Genomic DNA, 24,131 nt, shown 5'->3' with positions numbered 1-24,131 from the left:
GCCGACCGTTTTGCAAGATCAGGTTCTTTTCCGCCCATGCCCTTTGCCCAGTTGAAAGACCGCGCGCTCGTTTCCGTGTCAGGCCCGGATGCCGAGAGTTTTTTGCAGAACATTCTGACCACCGACCTCGACGCGCTGGCTCCCGGCGAGGCAAAGCCGGGCGCTTTGCTGACGCCGCAAGGCAAGATTCTGTTCGACTTCCTGATCTCCCGCGCTGGCGAGAATTTGTTCCGCCTCGAATGCCGATCCGATATATCAGACGATTTCATACGCCGGCTGATGCTCTACAAATTGCGCGCCAAGGTCGAGATCGCCAAGGCAGATCAGGGACTTGTCGCTGTTGTTTGGGGGGATGATTCAACTGCTTCGCAGTTTGATTCAACGCCGGTTGCCGATGCACGGTTCCGCGACGCAGTCGTCAATCGCTTTTATGGCGCCGCTGCCGCTGGCGGCGACCCGGCCGCATGGCAAGCTCTGCGCATCGCCCATGGGATTGCCGAAAGTGGCAGCGACTATCAGCTCGGCGACGCCTTCCCGCATGATGTGCTGCTCGACGAGACCTGCGGCGTCGGCTTCAGGAAGGGTTGCTATGTCGGCCAGGAAGTGGTTTCGCGGATGCAGCATCGCGGCACCGCCAGACGGCGGGTGCTGATCGTTTCGGCCGAACGGCCCCTGCCCGCTCCTGGCACAGAGTTGACAGTTGCAGGGCGACCGGTCGGCACGCTTGGCACGGCCGCCGGCACGGCGGGCCTCGCCATAGCCCGCATCGACCGCGTCAAGGCAGCGCTCGACTCCGGCCAGCCGATCATGGCGGATGACGTCCCGGTGTCGCTCACCATCCCGGCCTGGGCGAAATTCATCTTCCCGCAGGAACCCGTCGGCGCGGAGGAGGCCTGATGGCGGCCGACCGTCCCGGCGCGCCGCCGCGCGCCTGGCAGCGCATGCTGTCGGGCCGGCGGCTCGATCTGCTCGACCCCTCGCCGCTCGACATCGAGATTTCGGACATCGCCCATGGGCTTGCCCGCGTCGCCCGCTGGAATGGCCAGACCATCGGCGATCACGCCTTTTCCGTCGCCCAGCATTCGCTGCTGGTCGAGGCGCTTTTCGGCGAGCTGGTGCCGGACGCCCCAGCCGATGCGCGGCTGGCGGCTTTGCTGCACGACGCGCCGGAATATGTCATCGGCGACATGATCTCACCGTTCAAATCGGTGATGGGCGGCAGCTACAAGGAGTGCGAGCTGAGGCTGCAGCGTGCCATCCATCTGCGCTTTTTGCTGCCGGTCGAACCGGTTGCGGGCCTGCGCAAGGAGATCAAGCGCGCCGACCAGATCGCCGCCTATTTCGAGGCGACGCTGCTTGCCGGTTTTTCGACCGCCGAGGCGACCGAATTCTTCGGCCGGCCGCGCGGCTTCAATGCCGACCGCTTCGATTTCACCCCCCGTTCGGTGACCTGGGCGCAAAACGCGTTTCTCAAACGGTATGCGGCAATCGAGAAATCGCGGCGCCAAACAGTGCAGCCGGCCGACTGAAAAACGCTGAGGGGATACAGCGCCGTGTTCGGGCGGGGAGCCGAAGGTGTGAGCCTGCCGCGACGGATAGAAGGCTGGGGCGTCGATCGGATAGAACCCTGCTACCGTCCCTGTCGGTCGAGCCGCTCCAGGAACCACTGCGTCAGCCGCACCCAGACCTCGTCTTTTTCGCCGGAATCTTCCCAGCCATGGTCTAGGTTGGGATTGTCGTTGACCTCTATGACGAAGACACCGTCCTTGGTCTCCTTGAGGTCGACGCCGTAGAGGCCATCGCCGATGCAGCGCGCCGCCCTCACCGCCGTCTCGACGACATGGGCCGGCGCCTCCTTCAAGGTGAAGGTCTTGATGCCGCCCTGGTCGGGCTTGCCGTTGGCCTTGTGGTTGACGATCTGCCAGTGCTTCTTGGCCATCAGGTAGTGCACGGCAAACAGAGGCTGGCCGCCGAGCACGCCGACGCGCCAGTCATATTGGGTCGGAATGAATTTCTGTGCGATCAGGAGATCGGAATCCTCCAGCCATTCGGTGGCAAGCGTCTTCAGCTCCTCAAAGGTGGCGCATTTCTTGACGCCGCGTGAAAACGACGAGTCCGGGATTTTCAGCACCAGCGGAAAGCCCAGCGTCTGCGCCGCCACTTCAAGGTCCGAGATGCCGGCGATCATCACCGTGGGCGGCACCGGCACCTTGTTGTAGGTCATCAGCTCGTTGAGATAGACCTTGTTGGTGCAGCGGATCATCGACAGCGGATCATCGATGACCGGCATGCCTTCCTGCTGGGCGCGGCGCGCGAAGCGGTAGGTGTGATTGGAGATCGAAGTCGTCTCGCGGATGAACAGGGCGTCGTAGTTGGCGAGCTTGGCCAGATCCTTTTTGGTGATCGGCTCGATTTCGACGCCCATCTTTTCGGCGATCTTGGCCCAATAGCGCAGCGACGAGATCTCCGATGGCGGCAACTCCTCATGCGGATCGACCAGCGTGGCGAAGGTGTAGCGCGCCGGCGTGCGGCCCTTGGTGTCACGCCACTCGCGGCTGGTGTAGGTCTCGAGGCACTGAAGAAAGCGCTTTTCTTCGTCCTCGGTCATCCTGGCCAGCGGATGGAAGCCGATCTTACGGATCGACGCCCATTCGGCGTTGTCCGTGATATGGACTTCCAGCGCCGGCGCCCGGAACCAGTCGAACAAAAGCTTGGCGAAGCGATCCCAAATCCTCGACGAGCCGATGCCGAAAAAGATGCAGACTTTTTGCGGAAAGGCTCCGCCCAGATCCTTGCGGCATTTGTTGAGCGCGAGTTCCAGTTCCGGCAGCGCATGCTCGTAGAGCTTGCGCTCGGACAGGTCGATCATCGTCTCGACCGTCGGAATGACCTTGTGACCGCGCGAACCGGCGAGCAGCGAGGCATAGTAGCCGCGGCTTTGGTAGCCGTAATTGTTCGACAGGTTGATGACTTTTGGCCGTTGGCCGCGAAACAGCGCCGGATGCGCAAGATAGTCGCGATTGGTGATGATCTTGTGCGGTGTCGCCACCTGATCGAGATCGTTCTGCCGGCCGGTAAGGATGACCCAGGTCATTGTCTTCAGCGCTTTCCGAGGATTATGGCGGCACGCAATCCATCGCGGCCGAATTGCGCCATGTTCATGAAGATGCCGTAAGGCACCGGAATGTTGGCGGCATCAAGGATGGTCTCCTGTCTCTCGTCTTCGACCCAGGGATCATGGATCAGGATATGGTCGCCATCGTCGCCGATGGCCAGCACCCAGTGCGGAACCTTCTTGCCGAACATAAGGAAGCCGCTGATCAGGACCAACACCAGTTTTCCTTCTGCGATTGCGGTGCGGATATCGTCGATGGCGAATGGACGGTAATTCACCGGGATGCCGTAACGTTCCGCGCGCCGGCGAAAGTCGACCTGCGCCAGTTCCATCACCCGGCGCTTGTCTTGGCTGCGCACCGACTGCAGGAACAGCGCACCATGAAAGGAGACATATATCTCGGCAGACAGCCCGCTTTCGTGGCCGGCAACGGCGAGGCCGAACGGCTCGCAGCCGCCCGGCCCCGACATCATGAAAACGGTGGTCGACTCGCGCCACAAACGGATTTCCATCACCGGGTCGGGCACGAAGCCGGCATCGAAATTGGCCATCGCCATCATCAGGCAGCACGGGCCGCACGTGAATTCGCAGGTCTGCTGGTAGAAAGGCACCCTGGTGGCGACCGGAATGTCGCCGCGCAGGGTCTTTTCGTAGCGCAGCGCCGTGGCGCCGTCCTCGTAATAGCCCGGTTCGCGGCCGATCTTGCGGTAGCCGCTCTGCTCGTAAATGCGGATGGCTCGGCTGTTGTCCTCGCGCACCTCGAGACGCAGCATCATGCGGTTGTGCTCGAAGGCGGCTTCCTCGGCCCGTTTCAACAGCATGCGGCCAATGCCGAGCCCGCCGAAAAGCGGACCGGTGGCAATGGAATAGAGCCGCGCGACTCCGCTGCCCTTGCGAAACAGCACGACCGCATAGCCGGCGATGCGGCCGTCGTTTTCGGCAACCAGCATCTCGGCGGTCTCGCGTTCGATCAACTGACGAAAGGAGCGGCGGGAAATGCGGTCGCCAGAGAAAACAGCTTTTTCGATCGCCGCGAGGTCATCGACGTCGGACGCGCGGGCCGTGCGAATCTCGGCAGGCATGCGGGCTTGGAAAACCTCGATTGGATTCTTGGAAAGGCTTGGTCAGAAGTGTCGACAACACAGCCGAAGCGCCAGCATCCGTCAAGCGCTATCGCACCTCGATTCTGTAGACGCAAGCTTTGAAAAACAGCGCAGTTCAGCTGGCAAGCCCGGCGACAAGCTGGCTGTAGGCGCTCTTCGCCACTGCGGTCAGCTGCGCGCGCGGCAGCGAGCCGACGACGGCGCAGCCATAGCCCTTGTCCAACCAGTAGATCGCCTCGGGGCCGTCTTCTTCCGATCCATAAGTGCCCTTGGTCTTCTCGGCCGATTCCGCTGTGACGAACAGCGAGATGCGCTCGCCCTTAGCATCCTCATAAAGCAACATCGCGGCCTTGCTCTCGCCAGCGGGCAGCAGCCGACCGCCGACGAGCTGGAATCCTTGCGCCGCCAGATCCGGTGCGACCAGCTTCAGGCCGACCCTATTGGACAGCCAGGTCTGCAGATGATCCTTGTCGCTGGCCGGCACTTCCACCGCATGCCGTTGCTCGGCGGCATAGAGGACATGGGCTGCGATCGCCTGCTCGACGAGTTGGTCCTCGGCCGGATCTTCCACACCGAGATGGTCGATGCCGGCGACATAACCGCCAACACCGCCGATGGCCAGCATCGCCGCTGCGGCAGCCGCCCGCCACCAGCGCGAGCGCGATGCCGCCGCCTTGACCGGCGCCTCGCCGAACACGATATTTTGCAGCCGCGCCGGCACCGGCTCGTCGAGCACGCCGGCGAAGGCGGCGCGCAGCGCTGCGCGGTCGGCGACATAGCGGACGCTTCTCGCCTTCATTTCAGGATTGGCCTCGAGCCAGGCATCATAAGCCACGCGCTCGTCAACCGGCAGCTCGTCATCGAGGGCCATATGGATGTCGCGTTCGGAAAAGTCGCGCCGGGTCATTTCTCGACGATCCTTATCGCCCGGCGACGCGCGGCATCATCCAGCAACCCCCGCAACTCGTCACGCCCGCGCGCGATGCGCGACATCAGCGTGCCGGCCGGGACGCCGAGGATATTGGCGGCCTCGGCATAGGAAAAGCCTTCGATGGCGACCATGACCAGTGCTGCGCGCCGATCGGGGCTGATCGCCTGCAACGCGTCGATGATCTCGCGCGAGGCGATGCTCTCCACCTGCTCAGCGGGTGCTGCCTGCGCCTCGCGCGCTTCCAGCGGCAGCATCGCTGCTTCGCCGCGCCGGTTCACCTTGCGCATCTGGTCGATGAACAAATGATGCATGATCGTAAACAGCCACCTCCTGGGGCTTTCTCCAGTCTGCCAATTGTCGAGCCGCACAAGCGCCCGTTCGAGACAGTCCTGAACGAGATCGTCGGCGGAATCGCGATCGCGCAGCAGCGAGCGCGCATAACGGCGCAGGCGTGGTATCTCGCCCAGGATTGCTGCCTTCTTTTCGTCCATGACCGCTGGTTCTGAGGTCGCCCTTGTTCATCCGATTGAACGCGCCTTCACGGCGCGGCGCAAGCGGCCAGCGCGAAGCGGTCCGCCGCCCGGCCACCCAAGCAACATGATAACGCTGGCGCGGACTGGTTTATTCCCGGTGGGATTGAGAGGGAAGGCAGAGTCGTGGCATGTGCCGGAAAGCGCAGCGATCTACAATCGAGCCGTCGAGTTCCTTCGCATCGCCCAGCGCTGCGGAATATCCCGCGCCGTATTGGCACTCACAGTTGAACCGCCCGGATCGGGCTCGCCAACGTCAGTCTTCCCATGCCTCGTCGGTGAATGCCTTCATGTCGAAGTTGGGGTCGGATGGCCCCAACGCGGCACACTTCTCCTGCCACACCGCAATCCTGTCACGCAAAGGCTTGCGGGCGTGGTTACGCTCAAGTTCATGCAAAAGTGCAATCCGCACTGCTTCCGTTTTACTGGCAGCGTTGATCTCACACTGCAATTTTGCGGTCAGCGCATCCACTTCTTTGTCGCGAATATAGAGAGGCACTTTTGAATATCTCCTGCTGAACCTTCAACTATTCCATTTTATTGGACATTCAAACAGACGATCCCTTAGGTTCCTCTCGCCGCTCTTGTCAGCAGTCGCTGATAAAACAGGCCGATGCCGATCAGCACCGCGCCGAGGCCGATGAAGGACAGCGCCCTCAGCACGCCTTCCAGTTCCGACATGTCGAAGAGGAACACCTTCAACACCGCGACCGAGATCAGGGCGGCCGACGCAACGCGCAGCACCTGCGACTTCAGCCAGACGCCGGCGGTGAGCAGCGCCACACCGATGATCAGCCACAGCGCGGAATAGGTGTAGGTTTCAAGCTGACCGAGGCCGCTCCACAGGCCGATGAACTCGCCCTTGAACAGCCGCCGCACCGACAGCGTCGCATAGACGAAGGCGAGCAGCGCCGCCACCAGCGCCAGCATCGCGGCATACCATTTCGGCCGCTTGTCACGTGCGTAAAGCGCGAGCCCCCCGGCAGCGAGGGCCGGCAAGAGATAGGCGAGGAACAGCAGGTTGAACACCGGGATCCGGCCGGTTGATTCGTCGGTAAACAGCGGGTTCAGCGCCACAAAATGCTGGATGACGATGAAGGCGACCGAGACGACGCCCGCGGCAAGCGAACCATAGCGCAGCACCAAGCTTGGCGAGCGCATGTCGACGGCGACCAGGATGGCGCCGGCGCCGATGGCGATCAGGGTGTAGATCGCCTGCTCGGCGAGCGTCGCAGCACCCATGTCGATGACGCCGCCATGCATGGCATGGCGCACCAGTATGGCAACCGTGAGCACTGCAAACAGCGCTGCGCCCGCTTCCATGGCGAGGCGTGGCCGGCCATTTGTGGTGCGGGCGAGTTGCCAGGCGGCGAAGCCGAAGGCAAGCGCCGGCACGCCATAGCCCGGCAGCAGCCAGTTGAACACCGGCGTCCTCGACAGGAATTCAGCGCCGACGATTGTCGGATCGAAGGCGATGCGGCCGAGCACCGCGATGACCGCAGCGACCGAAATCCAGCCGAGCACCGGGTAGGCGCGCCAGCGGGTGGCCAGCGCCGGCACGATGGCCGCGGCACCCAGAAGCATGGTCGTCCAGCCGGACCCAAAGGCCATGTAGAGCATCAGCAAGGCAGCGACTGCTGCCCCGCCAAGCGCGAACGAGACGGCCGCACCGCCCTGCAGCGGCGGCTGTTCACCGCGCGCAATCCACTCGCCGCCGGTGGCGAAGACCACCACCAAAAGGGCTGCAACCGCCGCGTAGACAAGATCGCGGTCGAGATTGCCGAAGGTGAACCAGAGCGCCAACAGAATGACCAGCGGCGCGACAACGCCCCATGCCGCCCATGAGGCGGCGCGGATGTGAGCCGATGCAGCAAATTTGCGCGCTGCCCAGAAGCCGGCTGCGATGAACACAAGTCCGAGAACGATGCCGATCCTGAGTATCAGCGTATCGGCAACTGCCGCCGGCAGGCCATCGACGCCGAGAGCGCCACCCGAAAAGTCTGAAACGACAGAGGTTGGCGGAATGATGCCGAGATAGACCAGAACCGTCGCCAGCCCTGCGGCGTGCAGAAGCGCCAGCGCCAGCGGTCGGTAGAGCGCTACCGCGACCAGGGCTGCGATAAGGGCTGCACCCGGCAGAGCATCGCCGGCAGCGTATGCGGGGTCGACGAACAGCGCCATCGCCGAAAGGCCGACGAAGAAGCCAGGCGCGACCGATGGCCAGTCGAAGCCCCTGGCGGGTTCTGCTTCGCCACCGCGACGGCCGAGCCAGACGAGGGCGAGCACCGCCAGGGTCACCGCATTGATAAAGAGGACGACAGGCAGGTTGGTGCCCGGCGCATCGGTCATGTAAAGAATGGTCCAGAGGCCGGTGCCGACGAACGCTGCCGCCATCAGCAATTTCCAGTCGCGCAGGCGGGCGATCACGCCGGTAGCGGCGAGCACAATCGCCAAATAGCCGAACAGCGCCCAAGGATTCGGCGCCTGCGAGGCGACCAGCATGGGCGTCACCACCGCGCCGAGCAGGCCGACACCGGCCAGCGCCTTGCCATGGACGAGGGCTGCTGCGATCGTCGCCACACCGATGGCGCCGAGCAGCGTGAAGGCGAGCGCCGGCCCGATGAAGCCGTAGACGCCATGCGCGGCATAAACCGTGCCGAACAGGATGAAAGCACCGGCCGCCGTCAGGATCGCCGGAATATAGGCGCCGGCGACTCCCTGCACCGGCACCTTGAAGCCGGTACGGCGGATGAACTCGCCGACGGCGACCAGCACCAGCCCGAGCATTGCTGCCATGCTCAGCCGCACGCCGGGACCGAAAATGCCGGCCTCGATGGTGTAGCGGATCAGAAACAGCCCGCCCAGCGCCAGCGCGATGCCGCCGACCCAGACCGCCCAGCGGGTGCCGAGCGCCGTTTCAATATCGGGTTTTTGGGCCGATTTCGCCGTCGCGGCTACCGGTTGCGCAGGTGCAGGCCCAGCCGGCGCCGCTTCACCCGCAGCCCACGGTCCGGATGCAGCCTCCGTGGCTTCAACCTCCGTGGGCGGCTTTTCCTCAGCAGCAGCTTCGCCCACCGGTGGCGGGGCAATGTCGGTGACGGCCGCAATTGCCGCGTCTGCCGGCATGCTGTCGTTTGCTGCCTGTTCTACCGGCTTGGCCTGCGGCGGGGCCACATGGACGCCCGAAAGCACGAGGCTGCGCAGCGCACCAAGTTCGCGCTCGATCAGGCCGATGCGGCTCTGCTGGCGCGAGATAATGACGAACAGCGCGATGATCGCGACGAGGCCGATCAGGCTTTCGAACATGGCGGTTCCCCCAAACCAAGCCAGTAGTGACCGACAAATACGGCGGCCAGACGGCCAGCCGAGTCAGCGCCGCCAGACTGGCGAGCGGAAAGACTGGCGAGCGGAAAGATCGAGCATGTTTCGGTGCCGAAAGCCAGCGGCGGCGCCTTGTATTTGTTGTCGATGATGCGCTGGAGCAATTCCAGGCCGGTATATTCAGCCGATGTCGGCGTGTGGAATGGTGCCGAGGCCGGGCGGCGAGACTTGGCCTGGAAAGAGTTCCACGTCGCTCATGTAATGATTTCTCCGGCGGCGGTCTCGGCGCCAATCTCTTTGCCCGCCGCATGGTGCTTGCGTAGGGCGGCGAGGAAGCCGGTGCGGGCACCGGGCGCCTCGATCCCGCGCGGCTCGTAGACATGGCGGGAAAAAAAGAAGCCGGTCAGCCGGAAGGCGTCCTCGATCGCCGCCGGATCGGCGCGCAGCCCGGAGCCGCGCTGCAGGAATTCGGGGAGCACCAGCATCTTGTCGCGCCATGGCGCGCCTGCGGCGCGCGACACGGCGCGCCCGGACTTCGGCGAGACATAGGCAAGGTCCTGCCTGGCGCCGGTCGCGGCACACTGGCTGAGATCGAGGCCGAAGCCGAGTTCGTCGAGAATCAGCAATTCGAAGCGCGCCACCAGCTCGCCGGCGGCGTCCGCATCGTCGAGATGGGCGATCATCACGGCCAGCGTCTCGTAGAGACCGTCATGCGCGTCGCGCTCGGGCAGCAGGCGCAGATGCGCCGCCATGGTCTGCAGCCCATAGATGGCGACGGCGCTGTCCATGAGCCGGGCGGCGTTCATCTCGATCGCCTCGGCCTGGAAGGTGCCCAGATGCTCGTCGAGTCGCGCCCGCCACAACAGGTCGACGCGGTTGCCGGGCTGCAGAACCGGCTGTTGCTTGCGCGAGCGGCCGCCGCGCACAAGGCCGAGGTGGCGGCCGTGCGCACGCGTCATGACCTCAAGAATGGCGCTGGTTTCGCCATGCTTGCGGGTGCCGAGAATAATTCCCTCGTCGCGCCATTCCATGAACGTAGCTTGTCATCGCTTCGGTGGCGAAATCAAGTTTTTCAGGCGCTGTGCGGGTGCCCTCCGCGGCGATCCGCGCGGAGGTGATCGGCAAGCACTTCATCGATCACGCGTCGCGACTTTTCAACCTCAATTGGATTGATGTCTATATAGCCGGCGACCGTAATCAGCGCTTTCCATAGCGTCCAGCCACGGCCTCGCGCCCAGGTTGCCTCATCGGCCTGAAGACCGCCGCGAAACACCTCTCGGCTTTTCCCTTCGAAGAGCGTCCACGCAATCGCCAAGTCGCACGAGGGATCGCCCACGCCTGAAGTTCCGAAGTCGATCACGGCGCTCAAAGCACCTTGCCTGACCAACAGGTTTCCCCAACTGACGTCGCCGTGGAACCAGACGGGCGCGCCGTGCCATGTCGCGGCAAGCGCTGCTTCCCACACTGCGCTCGCGGCGACCGTGTCGATCTTGCCGTCGAGGGTTGCAATTGCTTGCCGGGTCTCACCGTCATAGACGCTCAGTGGTCCGCCGCGAAAAAAATTGTGCTGCCCTGGCGCCGGTCCACCGGCGGGATCGATCCGTTGCAGGGCGACCAGGAACTGGGCCAGGCCGGCCGCGAATTGCGGCAGGCTGGCAATACGCTCCAGCGTCGCCGTCTCGCCTTCGATCCAGCGGTAGACGGACCAATGCCAGGGATAGTCATCGACCGGGGCTCCCATCGCCAGCGGGACAGGGACAGGCAGCGGCAGCAGAGGCGCAAGCCTTGGCAGCCAGCGATGTTCCTTTTCGACCTGCAAGGCATAGGCCGCCGCACTCGGCAGCCTCACCAGCATATGGTCTCCGAGATGAAAGGTCCTGTTGTCCCATCCGCCTGATGCAACCGGCCGGACAGCAAGATCCTTCCATCGGGGAAATTGCGTGGCGACCAACCGGCTCACGAGGGCTGTGTCGATAGTGACTTCTGGTTCGAGCATGATCTTTTCCGAAAACCGGCTCCCACTTTTCGGGAACATGCTCTAATGCGGAAAATCCAGCCCCATCTCGCGATAGCGCTCGGGGTCGTCGCCCCAGTTCTCGCGCACCTTGACGAACAGGAAAAGATGCACCTTCTGTTCAAGGATACCGGATATCTCCATGCGTGCCGCCTGGCCGATGGCACGGATCGTCTCGCCCTTGTGGCCGAGCACGATCTTCTTCTGGCTGTCACGCTCGACATAGATGGTCTGGTCGATGCGCACCGAGCCGTCCTTCTTCTCTTCCCATTTCTCGGTCTCGATATGGGAGGAATAGGGCAGTTCCTGATGCAGCCTGAGATAGAGCTTTTCTCGGGTGATCTCGGCCGCCAGCTGACGCATCGGCAAGTCGGAGATCTGGTCTTCCGGGTAATACCAGGGGCCGGCAGGCAGGGTTTCCGAGAGATAGTCGAGCACGTCCTTGCAGCCCGACCCGGTTAGCGCCGAGACCATGAAGGTGCGCTTGAACGGCACTCTTTCATTCGCTGCCGCGGACAGGGCCAGCAGCGCCTCGGGCTTGACCCGGTCGACCTTGTTGAGGATCAGCACCATCGGCTGGCGGACATCCTTCAGCCGTTCGAGGATCGCGTCGGCGTCGCCCCTGATGCCGCGCTCGGCGTCGATCAGCAGCAGCACGATGTCGGCGTCCTTGGCGCCGCCCCAGGCGGTCGTCACCATCGCCGTGTCCAACCGCCGCTTCGGCTTGAAGATGCCCGGCGTGTCGACGAAGACGATCTGTGCGTTATTGTGGATGGCGATGCCGCGCACGATGGCGCGCGTCGTCTGCACCTTGTGGGTGACGATCGACACCTTGGCGCCGACCAGTTGGTTGACCAGCGTCGATTTCCCCGCATTGGGCGCGCCGATCAACGCGACGAAGCCAGAATGCGTGGTGGCGGCTTCTGTTGCCGGCGGCGGGACGTCTTCGGTGGCGGTCATGCCGCGCTCCCCTTGTTTAGCCAGACGCCTTCGCGCAACAGCAGTGCGGTCGCGGCGGCTTGCTCGGCCTCGCGCTTGGAGCGCCCGCTGCCGCTCGCCGGCGGATAGGCGCCGACCTTGACGCTGACGGTGAACAGCGGATCGTGGTCCGGTCCCTCGCGGCTGTCAATTATGTAGACCGGCACGGCGCCTGCCGCCTGATGCGCCCATTCCTGCAGTTCGGTCTTGGCATCGCGGCGGGCGGCACCGATGGCCTGCGAGCGCGGCCGCCAGTATTTGTGGATGAAGGCGCGGGCCGCCTCCAGCCCGCCGTCGAGATAGAGCACGGCGATCAGCGATTCCAGCGCATCAGCCCGCAGATTGACGCGTTTGCGCCCGTCCAGGCCGCGTACGTCCGAGCCGGCACGGATCAGCTCCGGCAGGCCGATCTCCTCGGCGATGTCCGCCAGCACCTCGGCATTGACCAGCGCGTTGAGCCGGAGCGACAGCTCACCTTCGGCAGCATCAGGATACGCCGCCAGCAGCATGTCGGCGACGACCAGGCCGAGGACGCGGTCGCCCAGGAATTCGAAACGCTCATAGTCGATGCCGGCATGGCTGCTGCGGGCGCTGGCATGGGTCAGCGCGCGCTGCAAGCGCAGTCGATCGGCAAAGGCGTGGCCGGTGCGCTCCATGAGCGCTTCGGCGAGCGCGTCGACGGTCAGCCGTTTTGTCGCCACCATGACCTATTTGACGAAATGGAGCAGGCGCGACGCGCGCATCTGCGACGGCCATTTCCAGATTTCGAGCGGGCTGGCGCTGCCACCGATCGAGAAGAAGATGAGGTTGGCGCGACCGACCAGGTTCTCGTCGGGCACGAAACCGACGGTGAAGCGGCTGTCCGAGGAATTGTCTCTGTTGTCGCCCATCATGAAATAGTGCCCGGGCGGCACGTCGAACTCCTGGGTGTTGTCACCGATCGAGTTGGGTATCAGGTCGAGCGTGTCATAGCTGACGCCATTCGGCAATGTCTCGCGATAGACGTCGACCGGCCCGCTCTCCTCGGTGATGTCGCGATTGTCGATCTGCCCGACCTTCTGGCGCTGCACGCCGACGCCGTTGATGAAGAGCTGGCCATCCTTGACCTGGATCTTGTCGCCCGGCAGGCCGACGACGCGCTTGATGTAGTCGACGGAGGGGTCCGGCGGGAACTTGAACACCGCCACGTCGCCGCGCTTCGGCTCGGCGCCCCAGATGCGGCCCGAAAACAGGTCCGGCCCGAACGGCAGCGAATAGCGCGAGAAGCCATAGGACCATTTGGTGACGAAGAGATAGTCGCCTTCGAGCAAGGTCGGCCGCATCGACCCGGACGGTATAGAAAATGGCTGGAAAAGAAGCGTGCGGATGACCAGAGCGAGCAACAGCGCCTGGACGATGACGCTGACGGTTTCGCCAAGCCCGCCGGATTTCTTCTGGGATTTTTCAGCCACGCTCATGTCGTCCTCGATTATGCGTTGGTTGGTATAGAGTCTCGGCGCGCGCTGGGCAACGTCATGCCGGTGGTCAGATGCGATCAATATGGCGCTTATTCGACGGGCATCGCCTCGATTATCACAAAGGCTTGAGCAAGCGGAAAATCATCGGTGATGGTGAGGTGGATCGCCGCTCTGTGCCCTTCAGGCAGGATCTTGTCCAACTGCGCCGCCGCCCCGCCGGTCAACGCCATGGTCGGCTTGCCGCTGGCCAGATTGACGACGCCCATGTCGCGCCAGAACACCCCTTGCGCCATACCGGTGCCCAGCGCCTTGGCGCAGGCCTCCTTGGCAGCAAAACGCTTGGCATAAGAGGCGGCGCGGGCGCCGCGGTTTTCGGAGCGGGCCTGTTCGACCTCGGTGTAGATACGCTGGATGAAGCGCTGGCCATGGCGCTCCAACGATTTTTCGATGCGTCTGATATCGATCAGGTCGCTGCCGATGCCAATGATCATTGAGCGGGAACTTCCCGTCCGGCCGTTCCAGCTCTGTTCGTCAGGCGCATGGAGCGCGAGAAAGAGCGGCGTGGCCATACGTAGGTGCGCACCCGCTCGAGAAGACCATCAGGCTTGCGGCGTCGAAAAAGCACTCTGTCCCTGTCCTGATCCAATACGCCGGCCCCGGCCACCCGGTAGCGGGTCTTCAAGCACGCCGGAAGGCAATCAAGGCTTCGATATAGCGACACCCAAGTCCCAAGACAACGAATCGCTGCCGCGATGGTCTGCCACAGGAGGTAACCAAATGCGACGGGTTCGCCTTGCCCCGAAGCAGCAAGTTGCATGGATGTCAGCTTGCGAGCGCCAAGCTTCAGCCGCAATCCTATAGTGCGCGGCCGGCGTTGCCGGTCTCGAAAACCCAGCCGTCGGGGTAATCTTGAGCAAAGCCAGCCGCGGGAATGAGCAGCGTAGCACGGTATGGCACTGTGGGAGCCTCGTAGATGTACTCGGTCTCACTCACACGATGGTAGGTTTGCGGCAGAACAACCAAACTCGACACGCCAGCCACCAGCCAGGCCACCGGAAAATCCGCCTTGTCGCCGACCTTCAGGTTCATTCTGCGAATTTGTTGTAGGTTCATCGCCGGCGTAAAGCTGTAGTCCAGATCCACCATCGACTGAACCGCCGGCTGCCGCTGCCCATTGACAGTCCAGCCGGTCTCGTTGCGGATGCCGGTCTCGTTGCGGATTATTGTGAGATCAACTGACTGGGAACCGATGAACCCGCGAACGCTGCCGGATTTGGTCGTCCAATCTTCGGCCAGTTGCACAGTGTAGTCCAAACGTGCCGGGCCCGCATCCGACAGGTATACAGCGGCTCCATTCCAGTGCCAGCCGAGGTCTGTCTGCTTTAGCTGCACGACATCGTGCCCTGGTTCGTCCGTCCTGCGCCAGATAGCGAGTAGAGACATCTCTCACCTCTCGATGCGTTGTTCATCACCACGATCAATTTTTCGGCCGAGGTCGGATACGAGTTGCTGAAGGCTGCTCCCCAATATGACCAGGCTCACTCCGAGCAAGGCGACATCCTTGATCAGAAAGGCACCTAACCCGTTGAGGAAGGGAAACCCTCCGGAGCCCGTTTCCCAGATCGGCAGGGTGAGCATTGTCGAGGATGTCAGCGCGAAGATGACTGAGCCGATGGCACCCCCCACGAGGCCGGCCCAAACGCTGCGGACAGATGCTATCAGCAGAAGCGCTGTGACCAGTTCGACCACGCCCAGGAAGTAGGAGGCTCCCGCAGATCCGAACGCGGGATAGAGCCATGCCAGCCAAGGCGTATTCTCGATGAATGGCCTAAGCGCCTCGATCTCGATTGCAGTAAATTTCAAAATGCCGATCAACAGCAGAGGGAGCGCCACCCCCAGAAGGGTTACCGCGCGACCGACGGCAGCAAGGTGGTAGCCAGCTTGATTGATGCGCGCCACGAACGGAGCGTTGGCGGTTGCAGAGGTGAACATGGCCTTCTCCTTTCGATTTGTATGCTCAAAGCATATAATAATTCGACCTTGATGTATATGCTCCGAGCATATATTTTTTGGCGATGACCGATTCCAGGATTGAAAATGTGATTGGCGCTCTAGCGCTCGCCTTTGCGGACATTTTGCAGCGGGACGCTCAGGCCAAAGCACCGGAGCCCGGCCCAGCGGCTTCCGCGATCACCCTCATTGGCCACGTACCAAGCCTGTCGATCGAGAGGCTGCGCCGCGCATTGTCACTGTCCCATTCGGGCACCGTCAGACTGGTCGATCGACTGGTCGCGGAGGGATTGGCGGCTCGGTTCTCGGCGCCTGACGACCATCGCGCGGTAGCGCTAAGGCTCACTCCTTTGGGCGAGACGACCTGCAGTGCTATTCTTTCCGCTCGCCAGAAAGGGCTCGCGTCAGCGCTCGCTGTTCTAAGTCAGGAGGAGCTGCAGGAATTCGGTAACCTTGCCGCCAAGCTGTTGCGTGGGCTCGTCAGCACCGAGGACCATGCATACCGTATTTGCCGGCTCTGCAACTATACCGCTTGCCTTGACTGCCCTGTGGAAGCGGAACTGGCCTGAGCTGTGGCTTTGGCAAAACTAAAGCGCGTCGCACCTCGATGATGGCTGCGGCGGGCGTGAACACGGTTGCCCGCAAGCCGACTTGCCGATGCGCTCGTTCGCGCCGAAAATTCCGGTTACCTGTTGTACCAGCTGATCTCGACGAGATTGCCGTCGGGATCGCGGAAATAGACGGACATCATCGGGCCACGGGCTCCGATCCGCTCGACCGGCCCGACTTCTATCGCCACGCCATTGGCAGCCAGGCTGGCACATATCTCCGAGAGCGGGCGCGCGGCGACCAGGCAAAAATCCGCGGAGCCCAGCGTCGGCGCCTTGGCCTTCGGCTCGAAAGTGTGGCCTGCCTCATGCACATTGATCTTTTGCGTTCCAAACAGCAGCGCCGTCGGCCGGTCCGGCTCGTCGAGGCGCTTGAAGCCGAGCACGCGCTGATAGAAGGCGCAGGTGTCTTCGACGGAGCGAACGGTCAGCACGAAATGATCGATGCCGGTAATCACGGTAGCGCCTCAGTTAATGTTTGTTTTAGCAGGTCGTGTCCCAAAACCGCTACGCACCCTTGGTTCAAGCCCGGTTCAAGCCCAAGGCATGCTTTTAGGCGACATGCCTTAAATGTTGCGGCTGCCCGGCTTGACAGGCGGTATGGCGGCAAGCTCGGGCGGCAGCCTGTCGGCCGGGTAGGCCGGAACCTCATATTCGGCGAGCGCGATCAGCGGCACGCCGACATCGGTCTTGCCGGCCGAGCGGTCGATGATGCAGGCAGCGGCAACCACCTCGGCGCCAAGCGCGCGCAGGCAGTCGATGGTCTCGCGGATCGACAGGCCGGTGGTGACGATGTCCTCGACGATGACGACGCGCGACCCGCTGGCGATCTCGAAGCGGCGGAGCCTGAACTCGCCCGCTTCCCGCTCGACCCAGATCGCCGGTGCGCCAAGATGGCGCGAGGTTTCGTAAGCCGGGATCAGCCCGCCGATCGCCGGGCCGACGACGTAATCGATCCTGCCGGACACAGCAGCGCGGATTTTTTGGGCCAGCGCCTTGCACAGGCGCTCGGTCTTGTCGGCATGCATGAAGACCCGCGCCTTCTGCAGGAAGACCGGGCTACGCAAGCCCGATGTCAGGATGAAATGCCCTTCGAGAACGGCACCGGCTTCACGGAAAACGCCCAGCACTTCGTCGGTGTTCATTGTTCGCTCCGTCCATGGTGAATGGTGAATAGTCAGTAGTCGGCAGTGAGAGCGCCCTTCTTTCACTATTCACTATTCACTATTCACTATTCACTATTCACTACTCTCGCCATTCACCCATTCACCCGCCGTGCGTCGCTGACGCTCGAATTGTCCTTGAGCTGCGACAGCAGCCGGTTCAGGTGCTTCAGGTCCCAGACTTCGAGATCGATCAGCATTTCGGTGAAATCAGGCGCGGTGCGCACCATCGACAATGTATGGATGTTGGCGTCGTTGGATGCAACGACCTGCGCAATGTCGGCCAGCGAGCCCGGCGCGTTGATGGCGGTGACCGAGACGCGCGCCGGAAACCGCTCCTTGGTGCGCTCGTCAATGTCCCAGCGCACGTCGATCCAGCGTTCTGGCTGGTCGTCGAAGGCCTGCAGCGCCGGCGACTGGATCGGATAGATGGTGATGCCGGTCCCCGGCTGCACGATGCCGACGATGCGGTCGCCGGGCACGGCACCTTCCGGCGCGAAGCGCACCGGCAGGTCGCCGCGCACGCCGCGGATCGGTACGGCGCCGTCCCTTGGCTGGTCCTTGTCCTTGCGTGCGGCGCGGCCCGGAATCTGGAACAGCATGCCGGCGGCGTTGCGGATCTTCGACCAGCCCTCCTCGCGCTGCTTGGGCGCCGCCAGCGTTATGCGCTCGTCCTTGTAGTCGGGAAACACCGCCTTGATGACATCGGTAGAGGCAAGTTCGCCGCGGCCGACAGAGGCCAGCACATCCTCGATGTCCTTGCGTGCCAGCCGATGCAGCACCGATTTCAAGCTTTCCTTGGTAAAAATTTTGCCTGACCGTTCGAAAGCACGTTCCAGTATGCGGATGCCGAGACCCGAATACTGCTTGCGGATGGCGTTCTTGGTGGCGCGGCGGATCGCCGAGCGCGCCTTGCCGGTGACGACGACCGATTCCCATGCCGCCGGCGGCACCTGCGCCTTGGAGCGGATGATCTCGACCTCGTCGCCATTCTTCAGTTCGGTCATCAGCGGCATGATGCGGCCGTTGACCTTGGCGCCGACGCAGGTGTCACCGACATCGGTGTGCACGGCGTAGGCGAAATCGATCGGCGTCGCGCCGCGCGGCAGCGCGATCAGCATGCCCTTGGGCGTGAAGCAGAAAACCTGGTCCTGGAACAACTCGAGCTTGGTGTTTTCGAGGAAGTCCTCGGGATTGTCGCCTTCGGCAAGCTGCTCGATGGTGCGCCGCAGCCAGGCATAGGCGTTGGTCTCCTTCGAGATCGCATGGGCAGTGCCGTTCACCTTGCCGCCGCTGTCCTTGTAGATCGAATGCGCGGCAACGCCATATTCGGCGATCTTGTTCATCTGATAGGTGCGGATCTGCAGCTCGACGCGCTGGCGCGACGGTCCGACGATGGTGGTGTGGATCGAACGGTAGTCGTTCTGCTTCGGCGTCGAGATGTAGTCCTTGAAGCGGCCGGGCACCATCGACCATGTCGTGTGGATGGCGCCGAGCGCCCGGTAGCAGTCCTCGACAGTATCGACGACGACGCGAAAGCCGAAAATGTCGGACAGCTGCTCGAAGGACAGCGCCTTGGCCTCCATCTTGCGGAACACCGACCACGGCTTCTTCTGACGGCTCTTGACCTCGGCCTTGATCGCATATTTGTCGAACAGCGTGGACAGCGCCTTCTCGATCTCGGACAGCACATCCTTGTTGCGCTCGAAGATTTCGGCGAGCCGCGCGGTGACGGCGCGGTAGGCTTCCGGATTGATGAAGCGGAAGGCGATCTCCTCGAGCTCCTCGCGCATGCCTTGCATGCCCATGCGCCCGGCCAGCGGCGCATAGATATCCATCGTTTCCTCGGCGATGCGCAGGCGCTTGGCTTCGGGCACATGGTCGAGAGTGCGCATGTTGTGCAAGCGGTCGGCAAGCTTGACCAGCAGCACGCGAACGTCTTCCGATATCGCCAGCAAGAGCTTGCGCAGGTTTTCCGCCTGCTCGGCCTTCTTGGAGACGAGGTCGAGTTTCTTCAGCTTGGTCAGGCCTTCGACCAGCTTGCCCATTTCCGGACCGAACAGCTCGTCGATCTCGGCCCTGGTCGCCGTGGTGTCCTCGATCGTGTCGTGCAGCAAGGCAACCGCGATGGTCGCCTCATCCATGTGCATTTCGGTGAGGATGGCGGCGACTTCGAGCGGATGCGAGAAATAGGGATCGCCGGAGGCGCGCTTCTGGTGACCATGCTTCTGCATGGCGTAGACATAGGCCTTGTTGAGCAGCGCCTCGTTGACGTCAGGCTTGTAGCGCTGGACGCGCTCGACAAGCTCATACTGACGCATCATGGGCGGGATCTCGCAGTGCAGAAATGAATCATGCGCCGCACTGGCGTACGGCGCATGTCATAGATAACCACGAAACCGCCGGCGCGAAAGTGTCGGCGGCCGGTGGGAAGATTAATAATCGTCGCTTTTTTCCGGCGGCACCAGACCTTCGATGCCGGCCAGGAGGTCTTCCTCAGTCATGCGGTCGAAGGTGATGTTGTCCTCGGTGTCGTCGGCGTCAGTTGCCGCAGCGGCGGTGCCGGTCTGGTCGGCGATCGCCTCGCCGTCGGCTTCCGGCTCGTCGACCTCGACATGCTTCTGCAGCGAGTGGATCAGGTCTTCCTTGAGGTCGTCGGGCGACAATGTCTCCTCGGCGATCTCGCGCAGCGCGATGACCGGATTCTTGTCGTTGTCACGAGGAACGGTGATCTGCGCGCCCTGGCTGATCTGACGGGCGCGGTGGCCAGCCAGAAGCACGAGCTCGAAGCGGTTGTTGACCTTGTCGATGCAATCTTCAACGGTTACGCGGGCCATGAGCTGCCCCTTTCATGCCTGGATTTGATGGAAAACAGGCGCGGTCCATAACCCGAACGCCGCCAAAATACAAGCTTTTTGGCAGTGCCGGACAATGCCGGGCTTGGGGGCCTGGGCCTGGGGTCTGGCCAAGGCCAGTCTGGGCGCGCGCCGCCTGCGACATGCGGCACCGATCACAATTGCTTGCTATGCAGTATCATACCCTTGGATTGCCGTAAAACCGGCGTTATCTCGAATGACGAAGGTCAGCCGGTTATTTCAAGCCGACCGATAGTCACGCGCATTTAGACGACCGCTTATTTTCGAAAAGGAATATTTCCATGTTCGACCCTCGTGAAAAAATCGCTCTTTTCATCGACGGTGCCAATCTTTACGCCACCTCGCGTGCGCTCGGCTTCGACATCGACTACCGCAGGCTTTTGTCGAACTTCCAGAAGCGCGGCTACCTGCTGCGTGCCTACTACTACACCGCGCTGGTCGAGGATCAGGAATATTCCTCGATCCGGCCGCTGATCGATTGGCTCGACTATAATGGCTTCAAGGTGGTGACCAAGCCGGCCAAGGAGTTCACCGACTCGACCGGCCGCCGCAAGATCAAGGGCAATATGGACATCGAGCTGACCGTCGATGCACTGGAACTCGCCGATGTCGTCGACCACTATGTCATCTTTTCCGGCGACGGCGATTTCCGCACGCTGGTTGAGGCGCTGCAGCGGCGCGGGCGCAAGGTCTCGATCGTCTCGACCATGGCTTCGCAGCCGCCGATGATTTCCGACGATCTGCGCCGCCAGGCCGATCATTTCATCGACCTGATTACCTTGAAGAGCGATGTCGGCCGCGATCCGTCCGAGCGGCCGGTGCGCCGGCCCGAACCGGCCGAAGTCGACGAGGACGAGTATTGACGGCGGCGGTCTTGACCGCTCCCCTGGTCGCGTCCTCCGAGCCCGACCGCGATTGCCCGCTCTGCCCGCGGCTGCATGATTTTATCGCGCAATGGCGGCAGCGCGAGCCGTCCTGGTTCAATGCACCAGTGCCGACCTTTCTGCCACCCGAGGGCGAGGATGCGGTGCGGCTGCTGATCGTCGGACTGGCGCCGGGCCTGCGCGGCGCAAACCGCACCGGACGCCCCTTCACCGGCGATTTTGCCGGCGACCTGCTCTACAACACGCTGATCGCCCACGGCTTTGCCCGTGGCCAGTTCAAGGCGCGGCCCGATGACGGGCTGGAGCTTGTCGGCACGGCGATTACCAATGCAGTTCGCTGCGTGCCGCCGGACAACAAGCCGGCCGGCGCCGAGATTGCCACCTGCCGGACGTTCCTGGTGCCGACGATCGCGCGGTTCAAGAACCTGCGCGCCGTGCTGGCGCTGGGCTCGATCGCGCACCAGTCGACCGTGCGGGCGCTCGGCCAGCGTGTCGCCGCTTATCCGTTCAAGCATGGCGGGCAGCAGCAAACCAATGGCGTGACGCTGTTTTCCAGCTATCATTGCTCGCGCTACAACACCAACACCGGCGTGCTGACGGAAGCAATGTTCGTCAACGTCTTCAGGGAGATAGCGGCGTTTCTGGAGAGCTAAATTCGGGCGGTGACGCAAACAGCTCGGCCAATTTCTCCGGCCCGCCCTGAAGCACATTCAGATCGACGTCGCCGGTGATGCCGTCGACGCGACCGCTGTCGTGGTACTGCCAATAGATCCAGTCGTCATGACCTGGCTGCAGCGCCAGCGAACGAACCCAGCGCGCGCGGCCGACGATCTGGCCGGCATAGGCCCGTGCCGCGTCGTCGGTCACGTAAAGGATCGCCGTCTTGCCGAAAGCTGCCTCGACAGGGCCGAGGAAAGCCGAGAGTTCAACGCTCAATTCTTCGGGCGATGGCCGCCGCGGGCAATTGCCGACGAATTCGATATCAACCACCGGCGGCAGCAGCGCTTGATCGCGCGGCACGACGGAGATGAAATTCTTCGCCTGATCGGCGCCAGGCCGGCAGAAGGTGAAGAAATGATAGGCGCCGACCGCCAGACCAGCCGCTCGCGCCTCACGCAGATTGGCCGCGAAGGCATCGTCGACGTGGTCGCCGCCTTCAGTTGCCTTGATGATGGCGAAGGCGACATCGTCGGCGGCAACACGCCGCCAGTCGATCTGTCGCTGGTGATGGGAAACGTCGATGCCCCTGACCGGATATTTGCCGCGGTCCGGAGAAAACGGTTGGGAGTAAAAATAGCCGGCGGCCGTGATAAGGCACGCCAGGATCAGGCTGGCCGCACCCCAAGGGACAATCCGGTTCTTCAAAACAGGCCTATCCCTGTTGAACCGCCCTGCCCTCCGCAATAGCTGCGGGCGTTCGTCGCTCGAAAAGCCAAATCGTCGGCTTTTCGTCCGCTTTGCGGACCACTCCTCACCCACGCTCCTTCAGCAGCCGGCCCTTTTCGCGCGACCAGTCGCGCTGCTTTTCGGTCTCGCGCTTGTCGTGCAGTTTCTTGCCACGGCCGACGGCGAGCACAAGCTTCGCCCGGCCCTTTTCATTGAAATAGATTTTTAGCGGCACCAGCGTCATGCCTTCGCGATCGACACTCTGCGACAGCTTGGCCATCTCGCGCTTGTTGAGCAGGAGTTTGCGGCGCCGGCGCGGCTCATGGTTGAAGCGGTTGGCCTGCAGATATTCCGGCAGATAGGAGTTGATCAGCCAGATCTCGCCGCCCTCGACCGAGGCGTAGCTGTCCTGGATGTTGGCCTGGCCCTGGCGCAGCGACTTCACCTCGGTGCCGGTCAGCACCAGGCCGGCCTCGATCGTGTCGAGCACCTCGTAGGAAAACCGCGCCTTGCGGTTTTCCGCAACGGTCTTGTTGTTGGGATCGGCTTTTCTGACCTGGTTCATGACGTCTATAGTCCGTTTCGAAACTCGCTCCTGCGAGTCAGATGATGGTGCCACTAGAGCGCCGCGCTTTTTTAAACGCGCAAAGGACGCTCTAGAAGTCTGAGTTTGCGCATGGTCCTTTCCGAAAGCGAACGCTTTCGGGGCCATGCGCGAACCGGAGCGGAGCGTACATATAGTACGTGAGCACCGGAAGCGCAGGTGACGCCTTCAGTTGGCCGCAGGAGTAGAGTTTCCAAACGGGCTCGCTAGTTAATCAAGCCGGCGTGCTTCATGGCCGCATCGATCTTCTCGGCGGTCGACTGCTCGACGGTGACCAGCGGCGAACGCAACACATTCTCGACCTTGCCGAGCTTCGACAGCGCATATTTTGCGCCGGACACGCCGGGTTCCAGGAAAATCGCCTTGTGCAGGGGCAGCAGGCGGTCCTGCAAGTCCAGCGCCTTGGCGTTGTCGCCGGAAAGCGTCGCCTCCTGGAATTCGGCGCACAGCCGCGGCGCGACATTCGCCGTCACCGAGATGCAGCCGACGCCGCCATGGGCGTTGAAACCGAGTGCCGAGGCGTCCTCGCCGGAAAGCTGGATGAAATCTTTGCCACAGGTGGCACGCTGCTCGGAAACCCGCTCGACCTTGCCGGTGGCGTCCTTGACGCCGACGATGTTCTTGAAGTCATGCACCAGCTGGCCCATCGTCTCGGGCATCATGTCGATCACCGAGCGCGGCGGAATGTTGTAGATGATGATCGGCAGGCTGGTCGCTTTGGCGACGGCAGCGAAATGCGCATAGAGGCCGCGCTGCGTCGGCCGGTTGTAGTAGGGCGTGACGACGAGTGCCGCGTCGGCGCCCGCCTTCTCGGCATATTGCACCAGGCCAACCGCCTCCTCGGTGTTGTTGGAGCCGGCGCCGGCGACGACCGGAACGCGGCCCTTTGCCACCTCGACGCACACTTTGACGACGTGGCGGTGCTCGTCATGCGACAGCGTCGGCGACTCGCCGGTGGTGCCGACCGGAACCACGCCGGTCGTGCCTTCAGCGATCTGCCAGGCGATGAAGGCGCGAAACGCTTTCTCGTCGAAACGGCCGCTCTTTTCGAACGGTGTCACGAGCGCGGTAAGCGAGCCTCTCAGCATGTCGTCCAACTCCTTGGGACTGGCGCACGAGCCCGAAAATCGGAGCCGATTCACGGAAAGATC

The 24,131-nt window shown here is 62.7% G+C and carries 26 protein-coding genes; 5 read left to right on the top strand and 21 right to left on the bottom strand.

The genetic code is table 11. From position 1 onward, the window contains the following. Nucleotides 1-36: 36 nt before the first annotated feature. Together ygfZ and AC0L2M_RS15120 are read left to right on the top strand one after the other, a co-directional pair. On the top strand, nucleotides 37-897 hold the full coding sequence (gene ygfZ / locus AC0L2M_RS15125) for a CAF17-like 4Fe-4S cluster assembly/insertion protein YgfZ (RefSeq protein WP_473535264.1): 861 nt from the start codon (nucleotides 37-39) through the stop codon (nucleotides 895-897). Continuing rightward, a complete protein-coding gene (locus tag AC0L2M_RS15120; RefSeq protein ID WP_128170814.1) occupies nucleotides 897-1,529 on the top strand; it encodes an HD domain-containing protein in 633 nt (210 codons plus the stop codon). Before ygfZ ends, AC0L2M_RS15120 begins: the two co-directional genes overlap by 1 nt. 101 nt (nucleotides 1,530-1,630) lie before the next feature. Here the strand turns inward: AC0L2M_RS15120 and AC0L2M_RS15115 are convergent, their stop codons facing one another. From AC0L2M_RS15115 to AC0L2M_RS15050, 14 genes are all read right to left on the bottom strand, one after another. After that, complete coding sequence (locus tag AC0L2M_RS15115) at nucleotides 1,631-3,094, bottom strand: RimK family protein (RefSeq protein ID WP_473535263.1); 1,464 nt, start codon at nucleotides 3,092-3,094, stop codon at nucleotides 1,631-1,633. 5 nt (nucleotides 3,095-3,099) lie between these two features. Beyond that, nucleotides 3,100-4,197, bottom strand: a complete 1,098-nt coding sequence (locus tag AC0L2M_RS15110; RefSeq protein WP_287229965.1) for a peptidase C39 family protein — start codon at nucleotides 4,195-4,197, stop codon at nucleotides 3,100-3,102. A 136-nt stretch (nucleotides 4,198-4,333) separates the two neighbouring features. Beyond that, entirely contained in the window at nucleotides 4,334-5,125 is a 792-nt protein-coding gene (locus AC0L2M_RS15105) for an anti-sigma factor family protein (protein ID WP_473535262.1), read from the bottom strand. Next, a complete protein-coding gene (locus tag AC0L2M_RS15100; RefSeq protein ID WP_027152718.1) occupies nucleotides 5,122-5,640 on the bottom strand; it encodes a sigma-70 family RNA polymerase sigma factor in 519 nt (172 codons plus the stop codon). Before AC0L2M_RS15100 ends, AC0L2M_RS15105 begins: the two co-directional genes overlap by 4 nt. 295 nt (nucleotides 5,641-5,935) lie before the next feature. Further along, nucleotides 5,936-6,178, bottom strand: coding sequence for a type II toxin-antitoxin system VapB family antitoxin (locus AC0L2M_RS15095; protein WP_128170818.1), 243 nt, complete (start codon nucleotides 6,176-6,178; stop codon nucleotides 5,936-5,938). Nucleotides 6,179-6,243: 65 nt separating this feature from the next. Beyond that, nucleotides 6,244-8,985, bottom strand: a complete 2,742-nt coding sequence (locus tag AC0L2M_RS15090; RefSeq protein ID WP_473535261.1) for a DUF2339 domain-containing protein — start codon at nucleotides 8,983-8,985, stop codon at nucleotides 6,244-6,246. Nucleotides 8,986-9,254: 269 nt separating this feature from the next. After that, entirely contained in the window at nucleotides 9,255-10,031 is a 777-nt protein-coding gene (gene recO, locus AC0L2M_RS15085; RefSeq protein ID WP_023800760.1) for a DNA repair protein RecO, read from the bottom strand. A gap of 41 nt (nucleotides 10,032-10,072) precedes the next feature. Beyond that, entirely contained in the window at nucleotides 10,073-10,996 is a 924-nt protein-coding gene (locus tag AC0L2M_RS15080; RefSeq protein ID WP_473535260.1) for an aminoglycoside phosphotransferase family protein, read from the bottom strand. A gap of 42 nt (nucleotides 10,997-11,038) precedes the next feature. Beyond that, nucleotides 11,039-11,974 carry a GTPase Era gene (gene era, locus AC0L2M_RS15075; protein WP_023800762.1) on the bottom strand — a complete coding sequence of 312 codons (936 nt, stop codon included), beginning with the start codon at nucleotides 11,972-11,974 and terminating at the stop codon, nucleotides 11,039-11,041. Then, the gene (gene rnc, locus AC0L2M_RS15070) at nucleotides 11,971-12,696 is read right to left on the bottom strand and encodes a ribonuclease III (protein ID WP_128170822.1); all 726 of its coding nucleotides are present in this window, start codon (nucleotides 12,694-12,696) and stop codon (nucleotides 11,971-11,973) included. The genes era and rnc overlap by 4 nt, the downstream gene beginning before the upstream one ends. Nucleotides 12,697-12,699: 3 nt before the next feature. After that, nucleotides 12,700-13,449, bottom strand: coding sequence for a signal peptidase I (gene lepB / locus AC0L2M_RS15065; protein WP_287064369.1), 750 nt, complete (start codon nucleotides 13,447-13,449; stop codon nucleotides 12,700-12,702). 89 nt (nucleotides 13,450-13,538) lie between these two features. Next, nucleotides 13,539-13,940, bottom strand: coding sequence for a holo-ACP synthase (gene acpS, locus AC0L2M_RS15060; RefSeq protein ID WP_023800765.1), 402 nt, complete (start codon nucleotides 13,938-13,940; stop codon nucleotides 13,539-13,541). 364 nt (nucleotides 13,941-14,304) lie between these two features. Beyond that, complete coding sequence (locus AC0L2M_RS15055; protein ID WP_473535259.1) at nucleotides 14,305-14,892, bottom strand: putative glycolipid-binding domain-containing protein; 588 nt, start codon at nucleotides 14,890-14,892, stop codon at nucleotides 14,305-14,307. A gap of 3 nt (nucleotides 14,893-14,895) precedes the next feature. After that, nucleotides 14,896-15,441: a DUF417 family protein gene (locus AC0L2M_RS15050; protein WP_051407873.1), complete on the bottom strand. Its 546-nt coding sequence runs from the start codon at nucleotides 15,439-15,441 to the stop codon at nucleotides 14,896-14,898. An 83-nt stretch (nucleotides 15,442-15,524) separates the two neighbouring features. On the opposite strand from AC0L2M_RS15050, the gene AC0L2M_RS15045 reads away from it, so the two are divergent. Beyond that, nucleotides 15,525-16,028 carry a MarR family winged helix-turn-helix transcriptional regulator gene (locus AC0L2M_RS15045; RefSeq protein ID WP_473535276.1) on the top strand — a complete coding sequence of 168 codons (504 nt, stop codon included), beginning with the start codon at nucleotides 15,525-15,527 and terminating at the stop codon, nucleotides 16,026-16,028. Nucleotides 16,029-16,144: 116 nt separating this feature from the next. Here the strand turns inward: AC0L2M_RS15045 and AC0L2M_RS15040 are convergent, their stop codons facing one another. The 4 genes from AC0L2M_RS15040 to rpoZ all read right to left on the bottom strand — a co-directional run bounded on the left by AC0L2M_RS15040 (nucleotide 16,145) and on the right by rpoZ (nucleotide 20,067). Continuing rightward, the gene (locus tag AC0L2M_RS15040; protein WP_128248311.1) at nucleotides 16,145-16,525 is read right to left on the bottom strand and encodes a VOC family protein; all 381 of its coding nucleotides are present in this window, start codon (nucleotides 16,523-16,525) and stop codon (nucleotides 16,145-16,147) included. Between the two features lie 108 nt (nucleotides 16,526-16,633). After that, nucleotides 16,634-17,212 carry an orotate phosphoribosyltransferase gene (gene pyrE, locus AC0L2M_RS15035; RefSeq protein WP_023800770.1) on the bottom strand — a complete coding sequence of 193 codons (579 nt, stop codon included), beginning with the start codon at nucleotides 17,210-17,212 and terminating at the stop codon, nucleotides 16,634-16,636. Nucleotides 17,213-17,325: 113 nt separating this feature from the next. Continuing rightward, the gene (locus AC0L2M_RS15030; protein ID WP_023800771.1) at nucleotides 17,326-19,554 is read right to left on the bottom strand and encodes a RelA/SpoT family protein; all 2,229 of its coding nucleotides are present in this window, start codon (nucleotides 19,552-19,554) and stop codon (nucleotides 17,326-17,328) included. A 111-nt stretch (nucleotides 19,555-19,665) separates the two neighbouring features. Beyond that, the gene (gene rpoZ / locus AC0L2M_RS15025) at nucleotides 19,666-20,067 is read right to left on the bottom strand and encodes a DNA-directed RNA polymerase subunit omega (RefSeq protein WP_023800772.1); all 402 of its coding nucleotides are present in this window, start codon (nucleotides 20,065-20,067) and stop codon (nucleotides 19,666-19,668) included. A gap of 320 nt (nucleotides 20,068-20,387) precedes the next feature. Between rpoZ and AC0L2M_RS15020 the strand changes: the two genes are divergently transcribed. Together AC0L2M_RS15020 and AC0L2M_RS15015 are read left to right on the top strand one after the other, a co-directional pair. Continuing rightward, nucleotides 20,388-20,969, top strand: coding sequence for a LabA-like NYN domain-containing protein (locus tag AC0L2M_RS15020; RefSeq protein ID WP_023800773.1), 582 nt, complete (start codon nucleotides 20,388-20,390; stop codon nucleotides 20,967-20,969). After that, nucleotides 20,966-21,643 (top strand): uracil-DNA glycosylase, encoded by a 678-nt coding sequence (locus AC0L2M_RS15015; protein WP_419696581.1) that lies wholly within the window; start codon nucleotides 20,966-20,968, stop codon nucleotides 21,641-21,643. Before AC0L2M_RS15020 ends, AC0L2M_RS15015 begins: the two co-directional genes overlap by 4 nt. On the opposite strand, the gene AC0L2M_RS15010 is transcribed toward AC0L2M_RS15015, so the two are convergent. The 3 genes from AC0L2M_RS15010 to dapA form a co-directional block, all read right to left on the bottom strand. Beyond that, nucleotides 21,612-22,355 (bottom strand): glycoside hydrolase family 25 protein, encoded by a 744-nt coding sequence (locus AC0L2M_RS15010; protein ID WP_473535258.1) that lies wholly within the window; start codon nucleotides 22,353-22,355, stop codon nucleotides 21,612-21,614. The two genes, AC0L2M_RS15015 and AC0L2M_RS15010, sit on opposite strands and share 32 nt — an antisense overlap. Nucleotides 22,356-22,461: 106 nt before the next feature. After that, the gene (gene smpB, locus AC0L2M_RS15005) at nucleotides 22,462-22,941 is read right to left on the bottom strand and encodes an SsrA-binding protein SmpB (RefSeq protein ID WP_023800776.1); all 480 of its coding nucleotides are present in this window, start codon (nucleotides 22,939-22,941) and stop codon (nucleotides 22,462-22,464) included. Nucleotides 22,942-23,186: 245 nt separating this feature from the next. Continuing rightward, nucleotides 23,187-24,068: a 4-hydroxy-tetrahydrodipicolinate synthase gene (gene dapA / locus AC0L2M_RS15000; protein WP_023800777.1), complete on the bottom strand. Its 882-nt coding sequence runs from the start codon at nucleotides 24,066-24,068 to the stop codon at nucleotides 23,187-23,189. Nucleotides 24,069-24,131 lie beyond the last annotated feature (63 nt).

The sequence above is a fragment of the Mesorhizobium sp. WSM4806 genome (assembly GCF_055811635.1).
The sequence above is the reverse complement of the archived record's forward strand: the minus strand, read 5'-3'. Positions and strand labels throughout refer to the sequence as shown.

Excerpts from the sequence above, each read along its gene's own strand:
- AC0L2M_RS15100 (WP_027152718.1), bottom strand. The coding sequence starts at position 5,640 with ATGGACGAAAAGAAGGCAGCAATCCTGGGCGAGATACCACGCCTGCGC.
- AC0L2M_RS15090 (WP_473535261.1), bottom strand. The coding sequence starts at position 8,985 with ATGTTCGAAAGCCTGATCGGCCTCGTCGCGATCATCGCGCTGTTCGTC.
- AC0L2M_RS15120 (WP_128170814.1), top strand. The coding sequence starts at position 897 with ATGGCGGCCGACCGTCCCGGCGCGCCGCCGCGCGCCTGGCAGCGCATG.
- rnc (WP_128170822.1), bottom strand. The coding sequence starts at position 12,696 with ATGGTGGCGACAAAACGGCTGACCGTCGACGCGCTCGCCGAAGCGCTC.
- pyrE (WP_023800770.1), bottom strand. The coding sequence starts at position 17,212 with ATGAACACCGACGAAGTGCTGGGCGTTTTCCGTGAAGCCGGTGCCGTT.
- AC0L2M_RS15115 (WP_473535263.1), bottom strand. The coding sequence starts at position 3,094 with ATGACCTGGGTCATCCTTACCGGCCGGCAGAACGATCTCGATCAGGTG.
- AC0L2M_RS15020 (WP_023800773.1), top strand. The coding sequence starts at position 20,388 with ATGTTCGACCCTCGTGAAAAAATCGCTCTTTTCATCGACGGTGCCAAT.
- rpoZ (WP_023800772.1), bottom strand. The coding sequence starts at position 20,067 with ATGGCCCGCGTAACCGTTGAAGATTGCATCGACAAGGTCAACAACCGC.
- AC0L2M_RS15045 (WP_473535276.1), top strand. The coding sequence starts at position 15,525 with ATGACCGATTCCAGGATTGAAAATGTGATTGGCGCTCTAGCGCTCGCC.
- dapA (WP_023800777.1), bottom strand. The coding sequence starts at position 24,068 with ATGCTGAGAGGCTCGCTTACCGCGCTCGTGACACCGTTCGAAAAGAGC.
- acpS (WP_023800765.1), bottom strand. The coding sequence starts at position 13,940 with ATGATCATTGGCATCGGCAGCGACCTGATCGATATCAGACGCATCGAA.
- lepB (WP_287064369.1), bottom strand. The coding sequence starts at position 13,449 with ATGAGCGTGGCTGAAAAATCCCAGAAGAAATCCGGCGGGCTTGGCGAA.
- AC0L2M_RS15055 (WP_473535259.1), bottom strand. The coding sequence starts at position 14,892 with ATGTCTCTACTCGCTATCTGGCGCAGGACGGACGAACCAGGGCACGAT.
- era (WP_023800762.1), bottom strand. The coding sequence starts at position 11,974 with ATGACCGCCACCGAAGACGTCCCGCCGCCGGCAACAGAAGCCGCCACC.
- ygfZ (WP_473535264.1), top strand. The coding sequence starts at position 37 with ATGCCCTTTGCCCAGTTGAAAGACCGCGCGCTCGTTTCCGTGTCAGGC.
- AC0L2M_RS15110 (WP_287229965.1), bottom strand. The coding sequence starts at position 4,197 with ATGCCTGCCGAGATTCGCACGGCCCGCGCGTCCGACGTCGATGACCTC.
- AC0L2M_RS15080 (WP_473535260.1), bottom strand. The coding sequence starts at position 10,996 with ATGCTCGAACCAGAAGTCACTATCGACACAGCCCTCGTGAGCCGGTTG.
- AC0L2M_RS15030 (WP_023800771.1), bottom strand. The coding sequence starts at position 19,554 with ATGATGCGTCAGTATGAGCTTGTCGAGCGCGTCCAGCGCTACAAGCCT.
- AC0L2M_RS15050 (WP_051407873.1), bottom strand. The coding sequence starts at position 15,441 with ATGTTCACCTCTGCAACCGCCAACGCTCCGTTCGTGGCGCGCATCAAT.
- recO (WP_023800760.1), bottom strand. The coding sequence starts at position 10,031 with ATGGAATGGCGCGACGAGGGAATTATTCTCGGCACCCGCAAGCATGGC.
- AC0L2M_RS15105 (WP_473535262.1), bottom strand. The coding sequence starts at position 5,125 with ATGACCCGGCGCGACTTTTCCGAACGCGACATCCATATGGCCCTCGAT.
- smpB (WP_023800776.1), bottom strand. The coding sequence starts at position 22,941 with ATGAACCAGGTCAGAAAAGCCGATCCCAACAACAAGACCGTTGCGGAA.